Origin of the sequence: Halobellus litoreus (assembly GCF_024464595.1) — an archaeon.
In the GTDB taxonomy this organism is placed as follows: Archaea; Halobacteriota; Halobacteria; order Halobacteriales; family Haloferacaceae; genus Haloquadratum; species Haloquadratum litoreum.
Map to the genome: position 1 here is coordinate 86,278 of NZ_JANHAW010000004.1, position 23,012 is coordinate 109,289.

The window sequence follows — 23,012 nt, forward strand, 5'->3', positions numbered from 1 at the left end:
ATGGCGTTCACGCCGTGGATACGCGCCGTCACTTGGGAGAGAACCCACGTTCGACAGCACTCTGAGTTTCGGAATACCGACGTTTAAGTGACAGGCAACCCTATTAATAGATAGGAATCGGTCGGAACGGAGCGGATTCCGAACCGTCCTTCGGAGGTGGCCTGTCCACCCATCTAATGAGACAGTATCCGAAAGAGCGGACGGTGAACGTCACATCCTCGAAGGGTGTGCCTATGTGCCGACTGCTCAAAGCGAGTCAGACGATACCCCCGAGTCTGCTGACGCCTGCTGGCGTCCCGGTGGCAAAAACAACACTGAGACGCCGTACACGGTCGAGGATAGAGGTACCGGCGGTTTGGCACTGCCAGCAGTCCACCAGTCCGATATTGTGGGACTACCCGCGCCCGAAAGGTCTGGAAGTCCGGTGATTGGGCTGCGAACCTGAAACTCCCACCGCTCGGGATTCCTCCGCGTTTACGCGGAGGAGGATGTCAAGTCGATTCTCGTGTTCGTCGGGTGGCGCGTCACTGGCCGCCGGGCGGATGGTCCACAACCGGCCGTCGTCTGGGCTGCAATCGTCATCGCTGCCGTGCTGTTCGGCCTGGGTCACCTCCCCGCCCTCGCCCAGTCGGTCGAGCTCACTCCGGCACTGGTGGCGCGGACGGTCCTCCTGAACGCGGTCGCCGGCGTCCTCTTTGGCTGGCTCTACTGGCGACGGAGCCTCGAGGCGGCGATGGTGGCTCACGCTTCGTTTCACGTCCCTCTCGTCGTTCTCTCGCTTGTCCAGGTCGCGCTCCTCTGACGGCGCCAGTCACGACGACGGACCGAGACGAGGATGCTCGGTGAGAATTTATCACCTCTAATCGGGTAGAGGGCGGATCAATAGGCCCGCTCCTCCCACAGGTGCCTCAGGATGGCTGTGACCGATTCATCGACGACTCCGGATAGTGAGAACGGACACCAGGCCCAGGATATCCGCGCCAAGCGAGCTCGAGAGGACGACATGGATGTTGCACTGGTTCACCGGGGCGGCTGCTACGAAGTCGATTCGGCGTCGGGCAACACGTACGATGTTGATCTGCTGGACGAGACGTGTACGTGTCCCGACCACCTGAATACAGAAACTTCGACGCCCTGCAAGCACGTCCAGCGGGTCCAGCTTGAACTCGACGCTGGACGGATCCCCCGCCCCGACGGACGGCTGCCGGAGACGGCAGTATCGGAGCACTCTCCGGACGACGAGTCAGGTGTCCACCTCGTGGCAACACTCAGAGCCAGGATTCGGGAGCGAGAAGAGCGAATCGCCACGCTCCAAGCGGAGATTCAGGCACTCCAGTTCGTCTGTGATGTCGCCGACGTGGTCGGGGACGGCGAGGAGTTCGAGCTCAAGCAGATCTTGGCCGATGAGTACGGCCCAGTGAGCCAGCTGTGACGGCATCTCTATCTGGAATTCCGAAGTTAACCCATATGACCAATACATCTCCTCCTTGTGGGGTAACTTTGGCCGAGTACGCTGACACGGAGTGCCAGTGCTACTCGTCGAGGGCCTGTTCCAATCTCTCTCGGCGCTCGATGACGTTCTGCTCGCGGTAGGACTGGTGGGTGGTCTCAATCGACTCGTGACGGAGGAGCTCCTGGGCGAGTTCGGCGTCCCGTGCGTAGAGATCGCTGCCGAGTCCACGCCGGCCGCCGTGTGGCTTGAGATACTCGCCGTCGATATCGACGTCAGCAGCGTCACAGAGACGCTTCATCAGTGATCGCGCCCCGTTCTTCGAGAGCGCCGGCGGCGCGATCTCGTGTTCCCGGAGGATCTCCATCGACGTGGAGGCCGCCAGCGCCGCCTCGATGTCGTCCGCGCTCCACCCCTGGGCTTCGAGACCCTCCTCGGCTGCCTTCGCGAGCGAAGCATGGTGACGAGTTGGAAACACCGGCCAGTCCCCGGTCGCCGGGTCGAGCACCTTTCGGTACCGCTCGAGACTCTCGACGACGCGATCGGTGAGGGGGATCGGCTGGCGTTCCCGGGTCTTGCCGAAGACGGTGGCAATCCCCTTTTCGAGGTCGACATCGCTCCACTGGAGGCCGTTTCGATGGTCGTCGCGAGGGTCAGCGAACAGCTCCGCTCCACGGGCACCCGTGAGAGCGAGCATCGTCACGAGGGCTCGATCCCGGAACGCCCGCTCGCGGTCGTCCGCCGACTCGTCGAGTGCGTCGTGCGCCCGTTCGCCGACGAACTCCAGCAGCGACTCACGGGCCTCGGCCGACCAGAACTGTCTGTCGTGGTCCCCGTGGTGCTCCGGAAGCGCCTCCTTTACGCGGTTCGGTCGAGCCGAGTTCGACTCGATTCGCTCGTCGTCGACGCACCAGCCGAGGAACGCCCGGACGATGGTAAAGTACGGGCCGTTCGTATGAGCTGAGGCTGCCGAGAGGTCGTCTTCTTCATCGTGGACGCGCTCACGGAGGTGCTGTGCGTATCGACGGCAGTCGATGACTTCCAGCTCCTCGAGGCTCGTGACTCCGCGCTGGTCCTGCAGATAGTTCTTGAACGCATCGAGGACGAGTCTGTTATTCGATCGGTAGTTGCCGGAGTCGAGGCTGGCCAGGCGCGCCCCGATAGCGGCTTCGAGGTCGGTCTCGGCGGTCGAACCCCCGGGTTCGGCGGCTGTCATCGGGTTGGAGTGGCAGACGGCGGGCACCCACTTCAAAGTAGTGTGTCTTTTAAGTCAAAGACATAGTAAACTCCATTCACTGCTAATCACCTGATTCCACGGGATAGATGGGCTGTATCGTCAATATCTCCAGTTATAAACTATATATCGCTATACAGATTATCTGGCGATGGAAGTTGAGACTACAGTGGGTTTAGCGAGGCTGTGATGCGTGATGTCGGGCGGTTTTTCGAGGCGAAGCTGCTTTGAATCTCCTCTCGATGGTCTTCTCGTGTCGTACTACCAACTGGACTTGTGAATTTCCAAGATTCCCGACAGCGTTGCCACTCAGGAATCCGTACTGGCCCGAACAGAGGACCGCCCTATCCAATTCCGGTCGCCTTCTTCAACAGCGTCAGCGTATTGTCGGCCGTCACAATGGGTGAGTGTTCGTACTCGTCGGTTAATTCAACCTGCACGAGCAGATCGACCGCTCGCCAGATAGAGTACAGCAGACACGCGAATGCGAAGTAGAAGAATCGGAGCCCGAAATTCTTCGACGTCGTCGCCGCCATGAACCGCCTTATCGACCTGTAGCCGCTCTCGATTTCCCAGCGATAGCCATACTCCGTGAGGTGCCCACTCCCGCAATTCGTCATGAACACCGAGTACTGCCGGTGATCGTCATGCTCGGAGTCCTCTTTCCGACGGTAGATTAGCGTCGTCTCGTGCCACTCATTCTTCCCGAGATGTAGTTTGCGGTCAGTCTCGTACCGATTCTGGTCCCGCTGGAGCAATCGCTTCGCCTGGGCTTTCTCGCTGGTCTGCATCCGCTTGGGCACGACATACGACAAGCCACGCTGGCTGAGCATCTCTAGGACGTGCTGACTGTCGAACTCCCGATCCATCAGCACGTTATCGACGTGTACCATCTCCTCAGCAGAATCCAAGGGGTCCTTGACGATTTCTAGGCGGGACTCTCCCTTCTGAACTGGCCGCACGTCCAGTACAATCGGAACTGCATTACCAACTAACTGGATGGTAGCCCACTGGTAGGCGTACTCGTCGGTCTTCTCTTTCGTGCCAATGATCTCGTCTTCATAGCCCGTTCTATCACCGGTGAACGGGTCAGCTTCGGTGATGTCAATAGCGACGATGCCAGCTCGAAAGAATTGCTCCGTCTCCGCGACTTCGCTCAGGAGCCTGTTGACGGCCTGTCGGTACATCTTGCGGATCCCTGATACTGAAAAATCACGGATATGCTCTCGGTGGGCGTGGCCCAACGGCGTCCGATCCCGAGTCGATTCGTAGACGAAACTGCGAGCCCCTTCATTAGCAGCAAATCTCTCGCGAAGCCCCAGATACGTCTGTAAGTCCCAGTAGGCGTTCTCGTGGATTTCACAGCCGTCCCCACGATCCAGCGAAAGTGCCGGGAAGACGACGCGTCTGACATGCTCCGTGATCGTTTCCGCTTCGTTGAGGACAGCTTGATCCTCTAGCTCTAATTCGTCCTCTTCCGCATCGTGAGACGGAAGACGCCGCTCTGGTTCGCGTGGAACAGCGACATCCGCGTTCTGAGCTTTGACAAGGATAGTGCGCGCGGCTGTCTCGACTGTACTGCGAAACCCGTCAGGAAACCGTTTGTGCCAACTACGCCACAGCGTCGATTGGTCCGGCACTGTCTCCAGATCCAGTTGGTCGCAGAGTGCTGGACGGCACTCGAGATACTCGATCAGTGCGGTTTCGTGGGCCCATCCGTGGAGCTCTTTCAGCAAGAATACGCGAAAGAGCGTGTCCATCTCGTAGTGAGTCGACCCCGCGTAGCGGTCGTGCGTACCGAATTCGAAATACGCCAGCGGAAGTGCACAAACGAAGTTCTCGATCGACTCATAGCGGTCGTGTCTGAACTAGGTCTGCGAGACGATTCTGATATCTGATTCCAGCCCGTCGAGCGAGCTTCGCTCGTACAGCGGCGTCGAATCGTATACAGGCCACTGAGTGTATGATTGCCGGGCAATTCTCCGAAAGACTGCTCGCCGAGAATCACGAGTCTGAGACACTACGAAACACTGGACAGGACTCGCTCAAGAACTCATCTGACTGGTCAGTACAGAGAACTTACGTACCGTTCGGTTTGCTGGATTACTCGATACAAGAACGCCGTGAAAGATATAGAGTGAGGTAAATGCGCTCTACCGGTACGCGGCTGAACTCTTCGACACGTTGCCCGCTACTCAAATTCGAGTTGCTTCCACTCCATCCCGGTCGGGGCCTCGGGTGGTTCGAGGGGACTAGAGATCAGGTCCGCTCTAATCGTTGGCTTGTTGTACGCCCGCGGCGCGACATCATTTGGTCCATCAGGGTAGAACAGTGATGCGAGCAATTGGATATGCCCGCGTCCGACACAGAGCTCGCACTGCCCGCCGCCGTACATACTGATATCCTGCTCTGCACAGTACTCGATAGTCTCGAGAAGCGACCGGACGGTGCCGAATCGCGACGGGGCGATGGAACACCAGTCCGGGTCGAACGGCGCGTCACGGATGTCGGCTGTGCTGCGGACAGACGCACCCAACGAGAGACGATCCGAATTCGCCGCGAGCAGGTCGTGTACATCGTCGGAGACGACAGGATCTGCTACGATGGCATCGGGGAGTGTCTCGAAAACCCGGCGATAGAACTCGGGATTCGGTGCTTGACTGTCGCCGTCTCCGCCGGACTGGCCGTTCAAATCGATTACGCGGACTGCGTCGGTCTCCGCGAGTCTCGCGAAGGTGTCCGCGGTCCATTCATCCGTCGGCTCAAGCGCGAACTCGCATGTGGGGTTGACTGCGAGTATCCCTTCGACTCGAGTCGTATCCCCATCCGGGACTGGAGTACTGACAACGAATCGAACCGGTGAGCGCTCCCGACCGAAGCGTGACGCCAGTGTCGTGTCGTTTTGTTTGAGGGCCAGGTCGAGTGCGGCACTTTCGAGTGCCCAGCGTCGATACGCCCGCGAGGCCTCGCGCTCGGGTGACTTCGTCGGAAAGAAGTCGACGGCTTCGAGCGATTGTGAGAACTCATCGAACGTATATTCGCCTGCAAAATCGAACGGTAGTGTATCTGGCAACGCTTCGTGGTCGACAGCCTCGTGAGTGATGTCTTCGCCAGCGCCGAATTCATCTTCCGCCAGCAGGACGAACGTTGAAGTGACGCGAGTCGTTTCGCCCACCATCTCTCGACGACGACTGGTCCGGTCCGAACCCGATATTGTCAACGGGAGGTCCGCAATGCAATCGTACAGCGTCATATTTCAGTCCAGTGGGTACACACAGGGGTCGGATCAGCTCCCATACTATTATGGTTGGATACCCTCCCGGATGAACGTGACGAGTGGCCGTGGTAGGCCTGCTGTTCCATGTATCAGACCCTCGTGTCGGTAGTCGTCTCGGATTCAGTCCGGAGAGCCCAACGCAAGCGGAACGCCTGTGCCAGTTCATAGAGCCACAGGATGACAAGAGCGGTGTATCCGGGACCGAAGAAATACGCCGACCACGACTGATCGGTCGCGTAAAGTTAGAGGATGAGGCGTTCGACATCAGAGTGCTTATGGCCGAAATCGAACGCCTCAACCAAGATATCGCATAGATCGACTTGTCGTTTGTGGAGCGAGATCGAACGCCGCGCTGGGCGATTGAAGAAGGAATTCGCTGCCACTTGACGGGTATGTAACTTCGAGAAGTGAGTAAATTTCTTGAATAATATGGGATCAAACGGAGTCACGTCGCTATTCACAACTGGGTTCATAAAGCTGGTCTACAGCCGATCTCGACTGTCTCCGAGGATCAACTCGCGGTTGACGAAAAGATGATCCGCGTTCACGGTCAGAAGTTCTGGCTGTACGGCGCGGTTGATCCATGTTCGAACGAAATCCTTCACGTGAGCCTCTATCCGACCGCAAATAAACAGACGACGCGATGGTTTCTGACCGAGCTACACCGGCGCTATCAGCTCGATAACGTTGAATTTCTCGTCGATGACGCAGACTATCTTGGATCTGTTCTCGCTGAAGATGGCTATCGATTTCAAGTCATTCAGCATGGAAATCGAAATGCTATCGAACGTGTCTTTTAGGAAATAGAACGACGAACATCCTCGTTCGCAAATAGTTTCAGCAATGTCGCGTTAGAGACAGCTCAAGACTGGCTCGAAGCCGTCGCCGTCTACCACAATTCACGCCAAACTTAACACGACCGCAAATGCGTCGTACAACGTTCTTTCTCGCGGTCTTCAGGAGCTAGGTCTGGGACAGGCCGAAGTCACGCCCGTGGAGACTGCGACCGCTGTGGAAACCGACGGAGCGGGGTCTTCGTCGGTTCCTGCAGGTCGCGTCATCGAAACGGGAACCTCGGGGCTTGACCCCGAGGCGGTTCACGTGTTCAGTCCGCTGCTGCTGGGGTGTTTCCGGTCGGCTCGGAAGGCGTGTTCAGATAGAGGTAAATCAATACGAGAATCAAGACGACTTGAACCGCCTTGTCGACGTAGTCGATTATTCCGTACTCCGACTTGGCCACGATCCAGAGCGGGATCTGGACGGCCGTATATGGAATCCCGATCAGGTAGAGCAGTCGACGCCGATAGTCGAAGAAGAATAGCACAAGTGCGCCAGCATAGCCAACACCTGCGAGTGCAACAGGAATCCGCCCCTCGACGATACCAGCATACACGTGGATGACACCAGTGATGACGACCAACGCAACTGCCAGCCACTGGAGCTGGGTGAGTGACCCTATCCGACCCGACGAAGTATTTTGCGTAGACATCACAATACTACATTGTCTCGTATGAGTGATAAGCACTATTATTGCCTGTCATCTAACTCAGACAATCATACGACGGCTACTAAGCCGTGGTACTGATCTCTCAGTAATACTGCCTATACTACGTTTTTGTCCGGTATAGAACTGTATTCACATAACTGATCCACTCGGTCACTACTAGCTAGGTATTGAGATGACCGATCTCAACTCTTGGACATCGATATCGTCGTCGGCACCCACGGGCGCACGGGATTCGACCGGTACGTCCTCGGCAGCGTCACTGAGTATCTCGTTCGGACGTCACCGATTCCAGTCTTGACGGTTCGAGCGCCTGAATCAGACGACGAAGAGATCCAGTGAGAACATGATTGTCTTCGGAAACCGTTTGTGTTCACTCGCCGTGTGTTTCCCGTACTCGCGATATGTGGATGCTTAGAGGTGTGCAAGTTTCAAATAGAACCGGACTGCGTGCAGCATCCCTAATTGGGATCTTTCAATAGTATGACTCGCTCAAATGCGGACACGACCCCATCGGAACCTTGGCATGCGACACCGGTAGATGAGACCTTCTCGACGCTGGCGACCGGCGAAGAGGGGCTTTCGTCCGAGGAGGCAGATCGCAGGCTGTCGGAGTACGGAACAAACGATATTCAGGAAGCCGAACGGGCGTCGGTTCTGGATCTCTTCCTCTCCCAGTTCCGTAATCCGCTCATCTATCTCCTCGTCGTAGCGGCACTTTTGTCACTTGGTACCGGATTCATCCCCGGTGGAGAGCCGAGTTACACTGAGGCGGTGTTCATCGTACTCATCATCGCTGCCAACGGTGTGTTCGGATTCGTACAGGATTACCAGGCAACCCGGTCTATCGAAGCCCTTCGCGAACTCGCAACACCGGCGGCGACAGTCCTCCGTGACGGGGAAAAACAGTCGATCGACGCAGAACAGCTCGTCCCAGGGGATGTCATCTCTCTCGAACAGGGAGACGCGATTCCGGCCGACGCAAGAGTACTCGACGCCGAGGAGTTACGGACGAACGAGTCCCCACTCACCGGGGAGAGTACGCCCGTCGAGAAGGCAACCGGGACCATAGACGAGGACACGCCGCTGGCCGAGCGTCGCAACAGGGTCTACAAGAACACGACCGTGGTAAAAGGCCGAGGCCGAGCGGTCGTCGTCGAGACCGGTATGGAGACGGAGGTCGGTGGAATCGCCTCCCAGCTGGGCGAGGCTGACGACCGACAAACACCGTTCCAAGCCGAAGTCGAACATCTCGGCAAGCAGATCGGCGGACTCGTTGTTGTCCTAATCGCCTTGGTCGTTGCTGTCCAGTTTCTGTTCACGTTGGCGGAGCCGACCGCGATCCTCCTCGTTGGTATCACCCTCGCCGTTGCGGGCGTCCCGGAGGGACTTCCGGCGGTCGTAACGTTTACGCTGGCGCTGGGCGCACGGGAGATGGTCGATCGGAATGCGCTGATTAGACGACTCCCGGTCGTCGAAAGTCTCGGGTCGGTCGATGTTATCGTCACAGACAAAACGGGTACGGTGACGGAAAACGAGATGACGGTGACGCGGCTTTACACCTCGGAATCTGTCATTGATTTGTCCGAGTCGCCTTCGAAATCAGCGACCGATGATCAGCGGGTCGCTGCTAACGGCAATGAAGAGCGTAATCCGGAAGTTGCGCCACTGCTGCGATGTGGAACACTCTGCAATAACGTGGAATGGACGGATGATAACGAGTATCGTGGCGAGCCAACGGAGATCGCGCTCCGACGAATAGCGGACGAGGCGGATATCGATCCAACTGGAGAGCGAATCCGAGAGATCCCGTTCTCCTCAGAGCGAAAGCGGATGTCCGTCATCGTCGACAACGGAGAACCGATAGCCTACATGAAGGGGGCACCCGAAACTGTCTTGGAACGGTGTGACTCCGTCCTCGAAGATGGTGACATATCCGAACTCACCGAGGAAAAGCGACAGGAAATTCTCGACAAGACACAGTCGTTCGCGGCTGACGCGCTTCGGGTGCTGGGATTCGCGTCGAAGCCTGTTTCGGACCCATCGGCCGATGCGGATCAGATCGAGAACGGAATGGTATTTCTCGGGTTACAGGGGATGCTCGATCCGCCCCGAGAGGAGGTCGAGGACGCAATCGCAGACTGTCGGTCGGCTGGTATTCGAACCGTATTAGCGACCGGAGATAATCTTACGACGGCTTGCGCCGTCGGCGAGCAAATCGGACTCGACCCCGACGGCGCCCTCACAGGTGGTGACATCACCGAACAATCCGACGACGAACTGGGGCGAACTATCGAAGACGTAGACGTATTCGCCCGGGTAGAGCCCGATCACAAAGTCCGCATTCTGAACGCGTTGCAGGACAACGGACACAACGTTGTGATGACTGGTGACGGTGTCAACGACGCGCCAGCGCTCACGCAGGCAGACGTTGGGGTGGCGATGGGACAGCGCGGCACTGACGTCGCCCGACAAGCATCTGATATGATTTTACAGGACGATAACTTCGCCACGATTCGTGACGCCATCCAGGAGGGTCGAGGCATCTTTGAAAACGTCCGCAAGTTCGTCAACTATCTCGTCTCGACCAACACCGGCGAGGTACTGGTGGTATTCCTCGGTGTGTTACTCGGGAGTCTGCTCTTCCCAACACAGTTCTCGGGGACGTCGCAAGCGTTGATTTTGACGCCGATCCTGATTCTCTGGATCAACCTCGTCGCAGATACGCTGCCCGCGCTCGCGTTGGGTGCGGACCCACACGCGGATGGACTCATGGATCGCCCCCCGCGACCCACTGACGAAGGGGTAATCAACACGCGCGTACTCGTGTCGATACTGACGATTGCGGTTCTGTTAGCAGTGACGGGGTTGGGGATCTTTTTTTATGCGCTCAACCGCACGGGATCGCTTCTCCGTGCTCAGTCGCTCCTGTTTACGTTCATCGTGGTCGTCGAGCTGATCCGCATCCAAGTGATTCGCTCGCGGTACGACCAGCCGCTTCGCTCGAATCTATGGCTTGTCGGTGCGATTGGCGTGTCACTCCTCGTCCAGCTCGCAGTGCTGTACACACCACTTAACGACTTCTTCCAGGTCGTTCCTCTCACCCTCGTCGAGTGGGGATGGATCGCCATCGGGTTCGTCGTGTTCCTCCTGTTCAACGTGGTCGTATCTCGATTGAATAATCGGGTCTTCAAATCTCGGACGCCATAATGACCACAGGAATCCGATAGCCGTGAACCATCTCACGGAACCGCTACTCTCCGCGTCCAACCGTGATGACGGGAACTGGTGCAGAGCGGACAGTTTTCTCAGCGACGCTCCCGAGGAGTATTCGATCACTTCCACGCCTCCCAGTCGTTCCCATCACGACGGCGTGGATATCGTTCGAGTCGATAGTGTCGAGTATTACCTCAATAGGAGATCCGTGTTCGACGTGCCGGACAGTGTTCGAAACGCCGCGTTTCTCCGCCTCGGACACGAGGTTGTCGACGGCATCGGTCGCAGCCTGTTCACCTTCCTGTCGTGAAATAGTTGAGCGAACGTTTGGCCCCAGTGAGGTATCATCTACGACAGATAGCACGTGAACAGTCGCATCGAGAGCCGCTGCAAGGGAGAGGCCATGCTCGGCAGCATGGACCGCACTAGGACTCCCGTCGGTCGGTAGGAGGATATTCTCGTACGGGAATATCAGTTGTTCGTCGGGCTGCATCCGTGTCGTCAGAACGGGGACCGTAGACAGACGGACGACCTTCTCCGTGACGCTTCCGAGAAGGTATCGTGAAACCCCCTCTCGACCATGGGTCGGCATCACGATCACGTCGTAATCGTATCGCTCAGCGTACTCGACGATTGTCGGTGCTGGATGCCCTTGGACGACGTCGGAATCGTAGTCGACACCGAGTGTGTCCAGTGTCTTCTCTGTGTCCTCGACGATGTCCTCACCCTCCTGAACAAGGGCATCAACGACCTGGGTTTCGACGACCGTGACACTATCGCGTGTCGTATCCGCGACGAACAGAACGTGGATCGTGGCGTCGGTCCAATGTGCGATCTCAGCAGCGTGATGCAATGCCTCCGCAGCCCCATCGCTTCCATCGAACGGGAGCAGAATGTCCTCGTACATATGCACTGTGAGTACCTACGTGCATCCCTCTCAAGTGGTTTGTCACCCACCAGCAGGGGCGGCTCACTCACCCGTCGAGTCCGGCTCCCGAACCCACATCACCGGAACTGGCGACGTTCGGACGATTTTTGCACTCACGCCACCCATCATATATCGACTGAAATCGGTCGTGCCGTGCGTGCCGAGGATCGCGAAGTCGATCTCGTGGGTGTCGATGTAGTTCCGGATTTCTCTCGACGGGACACCGAATTCGATTTCACTCGCGATGCGGTCGACGGTCGCCGCCTCTGCGGTCTCGATGGCGTCTGCAATGATCTCGTCCGCTCGGGTGGCGAGTTCCTCCTCTTTCACCAGAGAGCGAGCATCCGGACCGAGGCTTCCTGTCTCGACAACGTGGAGTAAATGAAGCGTGGCACCAGTTGCGTTTGCGAGGGCGATCCCTTCGGACAACGCGAGTTCCGAACCACGGCTGCCGTCCGTTGGAACCAGAAGCTCCTGGCACGGGTAGGTGAGTGGTTGGGTTCCGGGATTGACTGCGATTACGGGGACATCTGCGGTGTTGATTACGCGTTCTGTAACGCTTCCCAGGAGGAACCGCTGCAATCCACGCCGTCCGTGGGTCGGCATCACGATCAACTCGTTGCCTGACTGCGTACTGTACTCGACAATCGCCTCATAGGGGTCACCGTGGAGTACCTCCGAGACCACGTCGATACCGTGTTCTGTCGCGCGCTGTGCTGCTTCGTTCACAATCTCTGTTCCGTCCTGCTCCAGAGTGTCATCCACATCGTCTTGCATTCCGCTAAGGCTGTCGTGGCTGGTGTCTACGACATTGAGGACGTGGATCGTTGCCTCGTGTTCGGCGGCTATCTGGAGGGCGTACTGGAGGGCCGATTCTGCTGGCTCGCTCCCATCTGTGGGAAAGAGGATCTGGTCGTACATAGAACAGGTCTGAGGGAACGGATGGGTACTACTGGCCCTCGGTAGTGATATCCAACGCCCCTTCCTCTGCCGTCTGGGCCTCACGCCACCAGACGAGTTCGAACTCGATACTCTGTTTTGCCTCGGTATCTCCTTCAGACCAGTCCGACTCGCCTTCCAGTTTGAATGTCACCGGGTTCGTCGGGTCCAACTGAACCTGCTTTCCGCCGAGTTCGAGCGTCACAGCGCCGTCGCCGTCGAGTTGCTCGGCGAGTTCGCGGAGGTACGATGCAATTTCGGACCGCGTTTTCTCTGCTTCAGTTTCGAGTTCTCCCATACGTACGGGTACGCGGGAAGTCCCGATAAACGAAAGGGGACATTCTCTATCCGGAGGAATCGCTTACCGGTGCCAGATCAGAGATACGCTGCACAGGACCGGTTGATGAGACATTTCTGTTTTCTCCCAAGCAATAGTTCCAACGCGTATGCATTGAGAGCCCCAGTCTCAACTACTGCTGCATTGTGTCGCAGTTTGTCGAGCAGACACTCTAGCTGGGGCCATCGAAGGAAGGCAGTTCCATATGCATTGAGAACGCCGGTCTCAACTTCTGTCAAGCCTCGTTCTCCGCGAGATCATTCGTCGCCGAGTTCTGAAAGCCGAGTCTGGATTTCCTCGGCATCCGCCTCAGAGAGCGCCTCAACACCGAACTGGACGAGTAGCGGGTAGAAGTGGCGATTCTTCTTGAACTCGTCCTGGCCCGCCTTGCGGAGCTTCAGCTGGGACTCGAGGTAGGTATCCTCCATCTCGTCGAGGACATCGTCAGGAATGTAGATCGTTCGCCCGTTCCACTCGTCCTTGATATTTGTCTTCGTTTCGCTCGTTTTGTTCGTTTCCTTCGTTGAAGTCGGTTCGGTCGTTTCGGTCGGTGAACTGGTTTCCACCGTTTCACTCACCTCACTCGTTTCGCTGGAATCAGCCTCGTCGTCCTCCTCTTCGTAGTTGCCCTCGATGCCGGAAGCATCGCCCCAGCCGTCGGTCATACTTCCACCTCCTCAGGTGCGGTCTTCTCAAACGTTTCGTCGAACAGGTCGGCAATCTCGTTGAACAGGTCGCGTGCATCCTCGACGCGCTGGTTCTCCTTGCCGAAGCCGAAGACGGATACCCCCTCGCCGATCGACTGGGAGAGGTCGGTCCGCTTCGGAATCTCGAACACTGGGAGGGAGTACGCCGATTTAATCTCCTCGATGGTATTGCGGTGCTCGGAATTCTGCTCGACACGGTTACAGACAATCGCGAGCCGATTGATGTCTCCATACGCCGGTTCGAGGGAGCTCAGCTGCTTCGCGAAAATCTGGAGACTGTTGGCGTTGAGCTTCTCGGGAATGACGGGGATGACGACGTTACCGGTCGCGACCAGGGCGTTGTCGGTGAGGACGTTCAGGGATGGCGGCGTGTCGACGATGATGTAGTCGTAGTCCTTTTCGAGCTCGTCGAGAGTCATCTCCAACCGTTCGCGACTCTTCGGCGCCTCAAGCAGCGTCTGGATGTTCTTGTTGTTCGCGAGCTTCTCGCTGGCGGGAAGAATGTCGAATTCCTCGTGCTCGACGATGATGTCGTTCACCGACTCCATCTGATCGAAGTCGAGAACGTCGAACAGCGTTGTGCGGTCGGTGTCGTAGTACAGATCGTTGTAGCCCAGCGAGCAGGTGAGTCCTCCGTGATAGTCGATATCGACCAGGAGAACGTCGTGGCCTCGGGCGGCGAGTGCGCCGCCAGTATGAATGACGTCGGTTGTTTTCCCCGCGCCGCCTTTCTGATTCGCCACCGTGATTCGTGCGGTATTGGTGTCGGTCATTATCTTCGTTTCTCTCGTTATGTTCGTTTCGTTCGTTTTGGTAGTTTAGTTCGGTGCGTTCAGTGAGGGTGTTTCACTCGGTGAGAGGATTACTACGATGTTAAAACCAACTGTTCGTTCCACTCGTTGAAGAAGTTTCGTTCATTTTCATCATATTGTTCGTTTCTCTCGTTTTCTTCGTTTCGTTCACCAAGCACTCTGTTCCAGCATCGGTTCGGCTCGTTCCAGTAAATTCATTCATTACTCGAAATACTCTCGTTGCGTTCGTTTCGTTCGTTCTATTCGTTTCTCGAAGGGTGCCACCAAGAGCTTGTCCTGACCTATCGCAAGGTGGGTGAATTGGCGAAAACAGAGGCTTAATCCACCAAATCCACCATTGACCGTAGTTCAGATTCCATCTCCGTCATCTGATCCGACACCCAATGGAACCGCTCCTCTATCCCCTCGTCAGTAAACCGGAGTGAAGCTCGTACGTCACGATTCCGGTCATATTGGAGGAGTGCGAGAGCGTACGCGAGCATCTGCGGTCGATAGTGTTCCGCGAGCTCATCCGATGTCGTAGCTGAGAGGTCGTTGGTCTTGTAGTCGATAATGTGGAATGCATCCGGCGTGACGAGCAGCCGGTCGATATCACCGACAATCCGCGACTCATCGATTCGAGCGACAACAGAGTACTCGTCATAAACCTCCTGAAGTTGGGTATCGGACTCGATGTGATCAACAAATTCGACTGCATCAGCAGCGTGGTTGACAGCATCACGGAGGTCCGATTCTGTCGGCTCCTCACCAGCCATCTGACTCAAACGGCGGATCAGGGTGGGCCACTCGTCTCTCGGTGGACGAAGTTCGTTGATCCGGTGGACGACCGTCCCAAACGTCGTTGGACTCAGGCCGGCCGACTCCTCACGTTGAGAGTAACTGTGACCGTCTGGAGACGCATCCGCCACCGCATTCACGAGGGTCGTAGCCGCGATCCGTTTCGCCGGCGCTAGCGACGGCGGTGACGGAATCGATATCTCCAGCGCTGAATCAACAGCGTCGTCGGCGGTGTACCAGTCTACTGGGCGCGGCGGCCTGCGAACAGTATAGCTAGCCCCATCTATCTCGCCGCGGGCCTGTCCGTCACGAACCGCCTCGGCGACGAGTGCTCCGTCGAGGAGGGCTGGCTGTAACCAGTCGCGCCACCGGTCTGCGTCGTCGAAGGCTGCAGGCTCGCCGAGTTCGATTGTACCGGACTCGTCGATGTCGTGCGTGCCGCAGAGAAGGAGGTGATCCCGCGTTCGTGTACACGCTACGTAGAGGAGGCGTTTTGACTCCGCCCGCTCCTGTGGACGCGATCGTCGGTCAGCGTACTCGTGGACGGCCGTCTTCTCGATGGAGAACGCATCATCCGGATTCGGCCCACCAACCGCCGGCACCGGCGGCGCGTCATCAGTTCCGTCCACGAGTCGAACATAGCCATGGTCGTCGACGGAGCGACCGAAGTTGAGGTCACTCCCGAGATCGGGGACGGTGACAATCGGGAACTCGAGTCCCTTCGCAGAATGGATCGTCATAATCCGGACGCCCTCGACGTCACCCGGAATATCTGCCTCCCCCTCACGAGGGTCGATCTCGGCTTGGCGGTCGATCCGGTGGAGCAACCCGGCAGCTGTGTGAACACCGTTCTCGCTCCAGGTACGGACCTGGTCGCGGAACTTCTCGACGTTCGCGACGGCCTGTCGACCGCGTTCGTCAGCACTCACACTCGCCAGATACCCCGTGTCGTCGATCACCCGGGACAGCAGGCGGTTCCACGGGAGGACCTCATCTTCGGACGGCGTCGCACAGCCGCTGAGGATCCGCCACGTTGTGAGGAGGTCGAAAGCGTCCGCGAGCTGTGGATCGTCCGTCTCGGCGAGCGCGTCCCACACAGAATCTGCCTCTGCGACCGCCGGTGCGAGACGATCATCCGCGAATCCGAACAGCGGCGACCGAAGCACCCCGTAGAGGGAGACGTCGTCCTGTGGATCACCGAGTACTCGAAGCAGGTTCGTGAGCGCCTGGACCTCAGGCGTATCGTAGAACCCGACGCCACCGACGACAGTGTAGGGGATGTCGTACTCCTCGAGAGCGCGCTGATACCGATCCAGATGAGTTCGCCGGCGGAGGAGGATTGCCGTGTCGTCCGGCGTAGCGTCACGATGAGCACCTGTGTCGGGGTCTTGGACTTGCGGCGGATCGTCGAACAGGTGGGTCAGTCGAGCAGCGAGCGCTTGCGCTTCGGCCTCGATGGTGTGGTCGAGCGCGCCTTCGGCGACCGGATGGTCGTCGCCGAAGAGCTCCGCTGCCGTATCGGCGTCGTCGGGGACAGCGAGATACTCGACACTCCCGGTCAGTCCCTCGATGTCCTCGATACGGTCGCGTTGTGTGGTCAACTCCTGCGGTGGCGCTTCGTGGGGTTCGTGGCTGTCACCCTCCGACTGGAACAGGTACTCGAAGAGTTCGTTCAGGAACGACAGCGGCTCGTCCAGCGTCCGGAAGTTCCCGGAGAGTTCGAGCGCGGTCGGACTCTCGGCATCGCTGCCGGGAACGTCGTCAACCCCACGGGTCTCGTTGACGGTCTGGAGTTCTCTGCGCGCATCCCCGAACGTCGTCACGTCTGCACCACGGAATCCGTAGATACTCTGTTTCTCGTCGCCGACCAGGAAGACGTTCGACGCCGTCTGCTCGTCGACGCCCGTGAGGAGCTTGACTAACTCCCACTGGCGCGGGTCCGTGTCCTGGAACTCGTCGACCATCACGGCCGCAAACTGGTCTTGAAGCCGCTCCGTGACGGCATCGTTAGCTCGCAAGAACTCGAGCGTCGTCTCGATAACGTCGGGAAAGTCGAGTGTATCCCGACGGTCCTTCTCGTCGGTGTAGGTTGCGAGGACGTCGTCGAAGACCCGCATCAGAGCCAGCGCGTAGTGAGCGCTATTTTCTTCCAGTTCCCCCGGCGTCGTCTCGACCGCATCCGCGTGCGGTTCGACGGCATCGATGACCGTGTCGATGGCGTCTTTCAGGTCGTCATAGACGTCACCGTACTCACCCCAATCGTCCCGGTCACCGACGACGTACCCCGAACTGCTGTACAGGCCACCGTTCTTCTTCTCACAGGCCTCGTACAGCTCGAGGATTGCCCACTGACAGTCGCGGGAATCGCTTTCCTCAGGGTCGTCTGGGAGTGTCGTCGCGACCTCGGTGAAGGTCCGGTAGGCCCGAAGGCCGTCCTCGTCAGCGATAGCGCCCTCGCGGTCAACGCGACCTGCGACCGTGCGTAGATGCTCAAGGAGTCCGTCCGCATACAGCGTCTGTCGAGCGTCGGCAACATCGAGATCACAAACGACCTCCCAGCAGATATCGACGTAGTCGTCGACCTCGGCGTCACGCCACGCCTCGAGGACGGACTCGCTCTGTGGGCGTTCATCGAGTAATCCAGCGAGTACATCGACCAACTGGTCGCGACTCCAGAGCTGGGCAAGGAGCTCCACGTCGTCATCGTCCTGGTTGCGTTCGAGGAACTCCGTCACGACTTCGCGTTGGAGTGTCGCGGCGCCGTCTTCGTCGAGCACGTCGAAGCCGAGCGGAACCGGAGCCTCGACGGCCCGTTCTCGCAAGAGCCGCGTACAGAACGCGTGAATGGTGTGGACGTAGCCGTCTTCCAGATCGTCGAGGACGTTTCGCCAACGGTGGTAGGCCTCTGGTGAGTCGACAGCTTCGAGCCGATCGTACACTTCCTCCCGAACGCGCTCGGTCAGTTCGGCAGCAGCCTTTCGCGTGAAGGTGATCGTGACGATGTTCTCCGGTGTGAGTGACGGGTTCTCGGCCAGTATCGTCACGTACCGCTCGGTGAGAGTTGTCGTTTTCCCCGTCCCAGCGCCGGCAGTGATCGCGACGTTCCGGCCCTGGACGAGCGCATCCTCCTGTTCCTCCGTGAGCTGAATCTCCTCCGGTTCCTCAGTCATAGATTAAGGGAGGGAGAGGCAGCCGATCACCAGTCATATTGCTCTACCATTTTCTTGCTGGACCGTATTTCTTATTCATCATTAAGTCACACCTGGAAGTATGGAGGTCCGCCGAACCGTCCAAGTCAAGCTTGATGTGACCGACGAGCAGGCCGGCCTCCTGCACGAGACGATTGACGAGTTCCTGTGGGCAGCGAACTACGTCGTGGACGCAGTATGGGATGGGGAATGGGCTGAGACTCGCTCATCTGTCCTACACGAGCAAACGTACGACGACGTACGCGAACAGACGCGCCTTCACAGTAACCACGTCCAATCAGCCCGTGACTGTGCTATCGACGCGATGCAAAGTGTGGTTGGCAAGTGGTCCAAAGGTGAGTACGCCTCGTTGCCGACATTCACCTCACGATTTTGTGATTACAATCAGCGCAACGCCACGTTCCACAACGACCACGCTTCGTTGTCCACCGTCGACGGGCGCATCAAGGCCGACTATGTTCTCCCTGACGAGGACCGAGACACTCCTCACACAGAGTACTTACAAGACGACGAGTGGGAACAGACCGGCGCAACACTCCACTACCGGCGCGGTGACTTCTACCTCCACATCCGAACAAAGGCAGATGTGGAAACCCCCGAACCCGACGAGAACGGAACGGTTCTCGGTGTGGACCTCGGGGTCGAGAATATCGCCGTCACCTCGACTGGCGTCTTCTGGTCTGCTGACGAGCTGAACCATTGGCGACGGGAGTACGTTAAGCGTCAAAAATCTCTCCAGGAGTGTGGAACGAGGTGGGCCCACGAAAGCGTCCAAGCGGTCGGCCGAAAGAAGACGGGACGGTTCGAACAATTACTTCATCGCGTGGCAAACGAGCTACTCGAAGAAGCGATCTCGAACGGTTGTACGGTAATTGCGTTCGAGAATCTGACCGACATCAGAGATCGTATTCCAAAGGCCCGACGGTTTCACGAGTGGGCATTCCGTCAGTTGACCAGCTACGTCTCGTATAAAGCCGAGGAACACAGCCTGAGTGTTGAGCAGGTAAATCCGAAGAACACATCTCGACGGTGTTCATCGTGCGGCTTCACTGGCGAGGCAAACCGCCCATCGCAGGACACCTTTCGCTGTCAGTCCTGTGGATATGAGAACCACGCGGATTACAACGCAGCGAAGAACGTCGGTTACAGACTCCTTCGCAACCAAACCGGAGGCGAGGGAGGCGCACCCGTAGGTGTGCGCTTGAACAGCGGGATGTTGAACGCGAACGGCTTACAACCCGTACCAAATTCGGTTAGAGCAGGAGTCCACGCTGAAAGCCAAGTGAGCTAATCGTTGGCTGACCTACCGCTCATCACCGCCTCGATATCCTCGTTGTCGCGAACACGGAGTGGAACATACGCTGCGTCGTCCTCGTAAACCTCGTCAACAAACTCCCGCTTGCGGTGATGGCGGACATCGCACGCCCGACGGTAGTCACAGTATCGACAGTTCGCTCCGCTGGCCGACAGAAGCGTCGTGTGGAACCGTCCGTTGCCGATCGCCTCGTCGATCTGGCCCAACCACTCCGGAACGACATCGTTCAGGAACCGGCGGAGTTCGACCTCTGAATCGAACTTCGATTCGACGCCGCGTGGAACCTTGAGGTCGTTTGGCGGTCGAACCTGATAGTACGTCGCCGAGAGCGAGCCCTCCGCGAACAGGTCACCGTCGACGACCTCGGCGGCAGCGAGCAGATAGATGGGGAGCTGGAACTTCGTGCCGCCGGTCGTCTTCGTCATATACGGTGCTCGCCCAGTCTTGTAGTCGTAGAGCGTGAGCGTCGGTTGCTTGCCGTCTCGGCTCACGTCGACGCGGTCGATGTATCCCCGAATCGAGACAGTCGATCCGTCCGGTCGCTCAACTGTGAACGGCCCAGCATCCGAGTCGGGAAGCCCCCCGCCGAACGGAGCCTCGAACAGGTGTGGGCGTCCGGCGCCGTCCCGCGAGAGTTCGTTGTCGAGGAAGGTAGCGAACAACCCCTGTTCCGGTGCGTCGTGGGGTTTGCTCCCAGCCTCGTACGGAGCACTCTCGCCATCACCCAAGCCCGCGAACAGCTCCGCCTTCCACCGTTCGTAGAACAGGCCGTCGTACTCGAAGTCAGCATCCCGGAGTTCCTCGACGGCGATCTCGCGAAGGTGCGTCGCCAGGTCGTCCCGGTTAAAGTCCGTGAGATCGACACCATCCTCGGTCTCGTCCTGCAGATCCGCGAAAAATCGTTCGAGAACGTCGTGAACGTACGACCCGGTTTCGAGGGGCGTTGGGACGACCTCAACGTCGTCGGGATCCTCGATTCCGAGCACTTTCTCGGCGTAGAACTTGAACCCACACTCGACGTATCGCTCGATCCGACTCGCGCTGTAGGGTTTTCGTTCCGACGGAGGATAGACCTCAGCGACGGTCTCGGGTTCTAACACGCCGTCGTGTTCGGAGAGGCCAGCCGTTCCCCTGTTGTCCGCACAGTGGAGTCCCCGATCTGTGCGCTTGGTCTGCTCCGGGGAGAAATCACCTCGGTCGCCGGCGAGGCTTACTGCCGCACGCCGGTCGGACGTTGCAGCGACGTGGCGCTGGAGGTCTTCGCGAGAGCCCACGCGGTCGTCGACGCCGTCTTCGGGTTCGATGCCGGTCACGCGCTGGAGTTCGTCGAGGATCGGCGACCGGACGACGGCGGATTCGTCGTCGCCCGTCTCTGGTGTGGTGATCGTAAGTTCGTCAACATTCGCGAGCAGCGTCGCAAAGAGATAGCGCCCCCGGAGGCGCTCGTCGCCGGTGTCGAACCGCGGATGGGCGTCGGTCATCTCCTCGAAGAAGGCCGGGCGTTCCGGCGTCACGGGGAAGTGCTCGCTCGTCAGTCCCACGAGAAACACCTTCTCGAACGAGCGCATCCGGGCGTCGAGCAACCCCATCACTTCGACGTGACCGCCAGCAGCGCGCTGCGGAACCCGGATCGGAACACCATCGAACGCACGGGTGAACAGTGCCAACGGGGAGAGATCGCTATTGACCGCCGCCAGCGACTCGAACGAGGAGAGGACCTCGTCTACGAGGTCGTAGGCTCGCTGTTCGACGGCTTGCTCGGCGCCGCTGGCGTAGTCCTCCGTCGCCCCCTCCAAGTCGAACCGGTCGTCCAACAGTCGTCGGAGCGTCTTGGTTGCGCCCTCGACGTCACCCGTTCGGAGCGTCTCTAGCGTTGCCAGTAGGTTCTCGATCAATTCCGTCGCCTCGTCGTCGACGTCATCGAGCAGGGGTGACACAGAAACCGTGTCGCGCCGGCGAGCAGCTGCCGTGAGAGCGTTGGCTTGGTCGGTATCGACGACGTTGACCAATGGATTTGCTAACAGGGACGTGAGGTCCTCAGCACGGGGGTCGGGTTCGGCGAGGTTCAGGAGGTCGTGTACAACGCTCCCGGTGAACGTCCGGTTCAGCTGTGAGGCGGCGGTCGTGACGTGCGGGATGTCGAACGTATCGAACGTGTCCTCGACGTACCCCGAATAGGCCTCGGTCCCGGGGACGACGACAGCCAAGTCGTCGGGATCGCGACCATTGGCCAACTCAGTCCGGAGCTCGCGAGCGACGAAGCGAATCTCGCGCTCGGGCGTCGGGAGTTCCCGCCACTGGAGCGCGTCTGGAGCAGGGACGATGTCGGGATCCGGGCGGTAGAGCGACTCGGTGATCGTTCCAAAGGCCTGCCCTGACTCGTCGACGGGATCGAGTTTTTCTGTCTCAAAGTCAAGTGCTTCGTAGACCTCCAAGGCGTCCTCCGCAACGGCGTCGACTCCGCTCAGGCCATCCTGGTGGAGTGGCAGAAGTGCGATCATCGGAAGTTCGTCGACGAGGCGTTCGATGAGGCGGCGTTCGACGGGGCGGAACTCGTGATACCCGGAGAGGACGACGACATCCAGTTCCGGGGAGAGCGCCGATAGTGACTGGTCCGCCGTTGCGACGGCGTCGAACATCTCTCCTCGAGTACAGACCCACTCATCAACATAGTCAGCATTGAGGTCCTGATAGTGGCGGTACGCGTCGACAGTAGCTGCCGCGATACGGTCATCGAGGGCGGAGCCCTCGAACTCCGCCGCCAGAGCGTCGGCAGTCTCGACGCCGGCGTCATCGAAGAGTGAGAAACGGCTACTGAACGAATCCGCGAGAGCGGCCGAGGCGGGTTCGCCGGCGAGTGCGCCATCTGTTTGGGCTGTCGTTCTGTCGAGCGCGTACTCCGCCAGCCGGCGATTCAACTGCCCGGAGAGGGGTTGAACCGGGCCCTGGAGGTCCTCGTACCAGTCACGAACGACCGCATCGAGCGTCTCGGCACGAAGACGGAGAGGTTCGTGCGAAGCGGCCCAGCGGTCCTCGACCATACTCCGGCGAGCGTCGTTCCGCGTTATGTAGAGGATTGAACCAAGAAGGTCATCAGCCACCTTGTCCGCCCGTTCAAAGGCAGCTTGTTCCAAACGTGAATGTCTGGAACCAGTTAGAAGCGTATTATTCATCGAATACTACTCAACAAGAGGTCCGCCTCACTTCACTTTTGGCGAGAAAACCGAATTAGCGAGAAATACTCAGCAACACCAAATATGTCAACAGCCCGCTGAAATATATGCTGTTCCAATCGGGCATGGACGAA

At 58.5% G+C, this 23,012-nt stretch carries 14 protein-coding genes and 3 pseudogenes; 6 read left to right on the forward strand and 11 right to left on the reverse strand.

The genetic code is table 11. The features are described 5' to 3' along the window. Window positions 1-505 precede the first annotated feature (505 nt). Together NO360_RS17260 and NO360_RS17265 are read left to right on the forward strand one after the other, a co-directional pair. On the forward strand, window positions 506-802 hold the full coding sequence (locus tag NO360_RS17260) for a CPBP family glutamic-type intramembrane protease (protein WP_256309098.1): 297 nt from the start codon (window positions 506-508) through the stop codon (window positions 800-802). A 111-nt stretch (window positions 803-913) separates the two neighbouring features. After that, on the forward strand, window positions 914-1,432 hold the full coding sequence (locus NO360_RS17265) for a hypothetical protein (protein WP_256309099.1): 519 nt from the start codon (window positions 914-916) through the stop codon (window positions 1,430-1,432). A 100-nt stretch (window positions 1,433-1,532) separates the two neighbouring features. Here NO360_RS17265 and NO360_RS17270 read toward each other — a convergent pair whose 3' ends face one another. The 3 genes and pseudogenes from NO360_RS17270 to NO360_RS17280 form a co-directional block, all read right to left on the reverse strand. Beyond that, the gene (locus tag NO360_RS17270) at window positions 1,533-2,666 is read right to left on the reverse strand and encodes a tyrosine-type recombinase/integrase (protein ID WP_256309100.1); all 1,134 of its coding nucleotides are present in this window, start codon (window positions 2,664-2,666) and stop codon (window positions 1,533-1,535) included. Window positions 2,667-3,028: 362 nt separating this feature from the next. Beyond that, window positions 3,029-4,705, reverse strand: a pseudogene (locus NO360_RS17275) (transposase). A gap of 170 nt (window positions 4,706-4,875) precedes the next feature. Beyond that, window positions 4,876-5,376, reverse strand: a complete 501-nt coding sequence (locus NO360_RS17280) for an enolase-like domain-containing protein (RefSeq protein ID WP_256309102.1) — start codon at window positions 5,374-5,376, stop codon at window positions 4,876-4,878. A gap of 899 nt (window positions 5,377-6,275) precedes the next feature. On the opposite strand from NO360_RS17280, the pseudogene NO360_RS17285 reads away from it, so the two are divergent. Beyond that, window positions 6,276-6,875, forward strand: a pseudogene (locus tag NO360_RS17285) (IS6 family transposase). Window positions 6,876-7,066: 191 nt separating this feature from the next. Here NO360_RS17285 and NO360_RS17295 read toward each other — a convergent pair. After that, entirely contained in the window at window positions 7,067-7,450 is a 384-nt protein-coding gene (locus NO360_RS17295) for a DUF7475 family protein (RefSeq protein WP_256309103.1), read from the reverse strand. 210 nt (window positions 7,451-7,660) lie between these two features. Here NO360_RS17295 and NO360_RS17300 point away from each other — a divergent pair. Both NO360_RS17300 and NO360_RS17305 read left to right on the forward strand, forming a co-directional pair. Beyond that, window positions 7,661-7,807: pseudogene (locus NO360_RS17300) on the forward strand (universal stress protein); the annotation flags it as partial. Between the two features lie 141 nt (window positions 7,808-7,948). Continuing rightward, window positions 7,949-10,675, forward strand: coding sequence for a cation-translocating P-type ATPase (locus NO360_RS17305; protein WP_256309104.1), 2,727 nt, complete (start codon window positions 7,949-7,951; stop codon window positions 10,673-10,675). 43 nt (window positions 10,676-10,718) lie between these two features. Here the strand turns inward: NO360_RS17305 and NO360_RS17310 are convergent, their stop codons facing one another. From NO360_RS17310 to NO360_RS17335, 6 genes are all read right to left on the reverse strand, one after another. Then, on the reverse strand, window positions 10,719-11,588 hold the full coding sequence (locus tag NO360_RS17310; RefSeq protein ID WP_256309105.1) for a universal stress protein: 870 nt from the start codon (window positions 11,586-11,588) through the stop codon (window positions 10,719-10,721). A gap of 63 nt (window positions 11,589-11,651) precedes the next feature. Beyond that, on the reverse strand, window positions 11,652-12,530 hold the full coding sequence (locus NO360_RS17315; RefSeq protein WP_256309106.1) for a universal stress protein: 879 nt from the start codon (window positions 12,528-12,530) through the stop codon (window positions 11,652-11,654). 28 nt (window positions 12,531-12,558) lie between these two features. Beyond that, entirely contained in the window at window positions 12,559-12,846 is a 288-nt protein-coding gene (locus tag NO360_RS17320; protein ID WP_256309107.1) for an amphi-Trp domain-containing protein, read from the reverse strand. A gap of 296 nt (window positions 12,847-13,142) precedes the next feature. Continuing rightward, window positions 13,143-13,550, reverse strand: a complete 408-nt coding sequence (locus NO360_RS17325) for a DUF8160 family protein (RefSeq protein WP_256309108.1) — start codon at window positions 13,548-13,550, stop codon at window positions 13,143-13,145. Beyond that, window positions 13,547-14,365, reverse strand: coding sequence for a ParA family protein (locus NO360_RS17330; protein ID WP_256309109.1), 819 nt, complete (start codon window positions 14,363-14,365; stop codon window positions 13,547-13,549). Before NO360_RS17330 ends, NO360_RS17325 begins: the two co-directional genes overlap by 4 nt. A 356-nt stretch (window positions 14,366-14,721) precedes the next feature. Next, complete coding sequence (locus tag NO360_RS17335) at window positions 14,722-18,351, reverse strand: UvrD-helicase domain-containing protein (RefSeq protein WP_256309110.1); 3,630 nt, start codon at window positions 18,349-18,351, stop codon at window positions 14,722-14,724. Window positions 18,352-18,451: 100 nt separating this feature from the next. On the opposite strand from NO360_RS17335, the gene NO360_RS17340 reads away from it, so the two are divergent. Then, entirely contained in the window at window positions 18,452-19,681 is a 1,230-nt protein-coding gene (locus NO360_RS17340; protein WP_256309111.1) for an RNA-guided endonuclease InsQ/TnpB family protein, read from the forward strand. On the opposite strand, the gene NO360_RS17345 is transcribed toward NO360_RS17340, so the two are convergent. Continuing rightward, the gene (locus tag NO360_RS17345) at window positions 19,678-22,746 is read right to left on the reverse strand and encodes a PD-(D/E)XK nuclease family protein (RefSeq protein ID WP_256309112.1); all 3,069 of its coding nucleotides are present in this window, start codon (window positions 22,744-22,746) and stop codon (window positions 19,678-19,680) included. The genes NO360_RS17340 and NO360_RS17345 overlap by 4 nt on opposite strands. Between the last annotated feature and the right edge of the window lie 266 nt (window positions 22,747-23,012).

What these genes read in the sequence shown, in the direction of transcription:
- NO360_RS17345 (WP_256309112.1), bottom strand. Translation starts at nt 22,746, where the DNA reads ATGGTCGAGGACCGCTGGGCCGCTTCGCACGAACCTCTCCGTCTTCGT.
- NO360_RS17305 (WP_256309104.1), top strand. Translation starts at nt 7,949, where the DNA reads ATGACTCGCTCAAATGCGGACACGACCCCATCGGAACCTTGGCATGCG.
- NO360_RS17330 (WP_256309109.1), bottom strand. Translation starts at nt 14,365, where the DNA reads ATGACCGACACCAATACCGCACGAATCACGGTGGCGAATCAGAAAGGC.
- NO360_RS17315 (WP_256309106.1), bottom strand. Translation starts at nt 12,530, where the DNA reads ATGTACGACCAGATCCTCTTTCCCACAGATGGGAGCGAGCCAGCAGAA.
- NO360_RS17335 (WP_256309110.1), bottom strand. Translation starts at nt 18,351, where the DNA reads ATGACTGAGGAACCGGAGGAGATTCAGCTCACGGAGGAACAGGAGGAT.
- NO360_RS17320 (WP_256309107.1), bottom strand. Translation starts at nt 12,846, where the DNA reads ATGGGAGAACTCGAAACTGAAGCAGAGAAAACGCGGTCCGAAATTGCA.
- NO360_RS17310 (WP_256309105.1), bottom strand. Translation starts at nt 11,588, where the DNA reads ATGTACGAGGACATTCTGCTCCCGTTCGATGGAAGCGATGGGGCTGCG.
- NO360_RS17325 (WP_256309108.1), bottom strand. Translation starts at nt 13,550, where the DNA reads ATGACCGACGGCTGGGGCGATGCTTCCGGCATCGAGGGCAACTACGAA.
- NO360_RS17295 (WP_256309103.1), bottom strand. Translation starts at nt 7,450, where the DNA reads ATGTCTACGCAAAATACTTCGTCGGGTCGGATAGGGTCACTCACCCAG.
- NO360_RS17265 (WP_256309099.1), top strand. Translation starts at nt 914, where the DNA reads ATGGCTGTGACCGATTCATCGACGACTCCGGATAGTGAGAACGGACAC.
- NO360_RS17270 (WP_256309100.1), bottom strand. Translation starts at nt 2,666, where the DNA reads ATGACAGCCGCCGAACCCGGGGGTTCGACCGCCGAGACCGACCTCGAA.
- NO360_RS17340 (WP_256309111.1), top strand. Translation starts at nt 18,452, where the DNA reads ATGGAGGTCCGCCGAACCGTCCAAGTCAAGCTTGATGTGACCGACGAG.